Source organism: Bacteroides faecis MAJ27 (genome assembly GCF_900106755.1).
GTDB lineage: Bacteria > Bacteroidota > Bacteroidia > Bacteroidales > Bacteroidaceae > Bacteroides > Bacteroides faecis.
Map to the genome: position 1 here is coordinate 1 of NZ_FNNN01000063.1, position 2,645 is coordinate 2,645.

Below are 2,645 nucleotides of genomic sequence, written 5' to 3' on the forward strand. Positions count from 1 at the left end.
TGGTGGAAAATATAAAGTCACTTGACCCACTATTATACTCCCACTTGACCCATCAAAAATATATTAGAATTAAGTAGAGAAAAATGCATTTTAACCCGGGTCAGTTTTAATTATAATTCTTTACAGTAGATACTACTTCTTTTTAGCATTAATCTTTCTTACAGAATCTCCCGTAAGTTCAATTTTGTGTGCAGTATGTACAATTCTGTCCAGGATTGCATCAGCTACCGTAGGATCACCAATTGCATCATACCAACTTTCAACAGGAAGTTGTGATGTTATTATGATTGATTTTAATCCGTGTCTGTCTTCTATTATTTCCATAAGGATTGACCTTTCCTTGGCATCCAGTCCTATAAGAAACAGATCGTCAAGAATAAGAAGTGAACACTTTTCAATTTTTTTCATCTCTGCGTCAATAGTCCCCTTGTTTTTGGCAAGTTTAAGCTGTCCCATAAGCTTTGACGCATTAGAGTATAAGGTCCTGACTCCATTTTTGCATGCTTCATATCCTATTGCTGAAGCTATATAGCTTTTGCCTGTTCCAGAGCTTCCTGTGATAAAAATATTCTGTCCGTCTCTTATAAAATCAAGAGAAGCAAGTCTCTCGAGCTGGTTTCTGTCAAGGTTCCGTTTTATTGTATAGTCTATTTTCTCCATATATGCCTTATATCTGAAGTTTGCAGACCTTATCAGTCGTTCAATGCTTACATTACGTCTGTAATCATACTCGCTTTCAAGAAGCCATTTCAGGAACTCATCGTTTGTCATACCATCAGAGGATGTTGTCCTGCAGTCATTTCTGTATGTTTCAAGCATACCGTAAAAACGTAATTTAGAGAGTAACTCCATTATTCTGTCCATATTTTTTTCGACAGTTCTGTTTGTTTTATTATTACTTGTCATTTTTTTCTATGTTTTTAGAGTTAAAATAATCCTTACCTCTGAGATTTCTGTGTTTAGTGGTAAGTTCGGGAGCCAGCCCTTCCATTTGTACATGAAACTTTTCATCTTCCCTGTTTACCAGAAGACTTTCAAGTTCGTTGAATCCGAACATGCATGATTCCATTGCTATCTGGCATGCAAGAACCACTCTGTCGTGTCCGAAACGTTCGACAAGACATAATATACCATCAGCTGAACGTACGGCCTGAACGGGATATTTTTTGGCAACAGCCACTAGCTTTATATACTCTTCCATTACCGGATCGATTTCACGTGCCTTTCGGTATACATCATCCATTCTGATTCTGTATTCATGTAGTACTCCGGGAAGTTTATGGGAAGGTTTTTCTGAATATGTGAAAGGAGTATCATCTCTGCGGTGTGTCGTTATATGTCTGAATTTATGATATATCTCCACTGTGTCCTCATCATACAGTAATTCTACAGTATCGCCGATATACTCTTTAGGGACACTGTAATAGTGATTGTTAAGCGATACATAACTGTTTCTCATGACAGTTGCCATTTTTCGGCTTTTTGATATAAATCTTGTAGTCGGTAATGTATGCAGCCTGTCTTTCTCTACCTCCAGGAAACGCTCCTTACGGCTGTAGCTGCGGTTGTACATTTTTCGACTGTTCAATGCATCCGTATGTTTCATTATTTCTATGTTCAAGGCTTCAAGATCATTGAATTTCAATCCTGTCATCTTTGAGTAGACCTCCCTGTAAAGCAGTCTTACGGCATTTTCAACCAAAGCCTTGTCTTTGGGTTTGCGAACTCTTGCCGGAAAGACAACACATCCGTAATGGTCTGCAAATGCAGCAAAGTCATCATTTATTACAGGCTCTATTCCACCGGGCTTTGTTACTGCAGATTTGAGGTTGTCGGGAACTATGGCATTGGGAACACCTCCAAAATAATGGAAAGCATTTTCACATGCCTGGATAAGATATTCTTTCTTTTGCGATGGTACAGCCTCGTAATAAGTAATCTGGCTGCAAGGAAGTATCGCAGCAAAGACTTCTACGGGAATCTTATTCCCTGTATTACTGTCTGAAATATAGAGTTTGTCACCGGCAAAATCCACATACATCTGATCACCCGCTATATGATCTATGCGTCCAACAGGTATTTTTACTTCCTTCTCACGTCTGATATATAAGCAAAATGAACAGTAACTGTAACCTTGAGGACGGTTTTTCAGATATTCCTCATACAAGGACCTTCTTGTTGTTCCACGGGATTTAAGTCGTTTAATGTACTCTGGTATATGTTCTTGAAGATACATATACTCTGCAGATCCTGCTGATTCGTTGTCTGTCTCAGCACTGAAAAGTTCATACAAATGATGCTCGTCCATTTTCAATAGGCGTTCCAGCTCTATACCCATATCTTCGTATATACGGACATACCGTTTTACTGTATTACGTGAAATCAGAAGGGAAGAACTGATACTACGGATACTCATTCCTGACTGGAAACACCGCAGTATGTGCTTGATTCTTATTTTCATTCTTTAAAATTTTTATTCGGTTAATAATACCGGGTTAAAATGCTTTTTAAAGTACAAAAACAAGACTGAAATATGGTAATTCTGTAGGGTCAGTTTTGGTTATAATCCAAGTGGATCAGTTTCGGTTATAAAGGTGGGTCAGGTGACTTTTATAATAATGGGTCAAGTGACTTTATATTTTCCA

At 38.1% G+C, this 2,645-nt stretch carries 2 protein-coding genes; both read right to left on the reverse strand.

All coding sequences use genetic code 11. The annotated features are described in order from the left end of the window. Window positions 1-132: 132 nt before the first annotated feature. Entirely contained in the window at window positions 133-906 is a 774-nt protein-coding gene (gene istB / locus BLW31_RS23600) for an IS21-like element helper ATPase IstB (protein ID WP_010535747.1), read from the reverse strand. Then, window positions 896-2,461, reverse strand: coding sequence for an IS21 family transposase (gene istA, locus BLW31_RS23605; protein ID WP_055269897.1), 1,566 nt, complete (start codon window positions 2,459-2,461; stop codon window positions 896-898). The genes istB and istA overlap by 11 nt, the downstream gene beginning before the upstream one ends. Window positions 2,462-2,645: the final 184 nt, after the last annotated feature.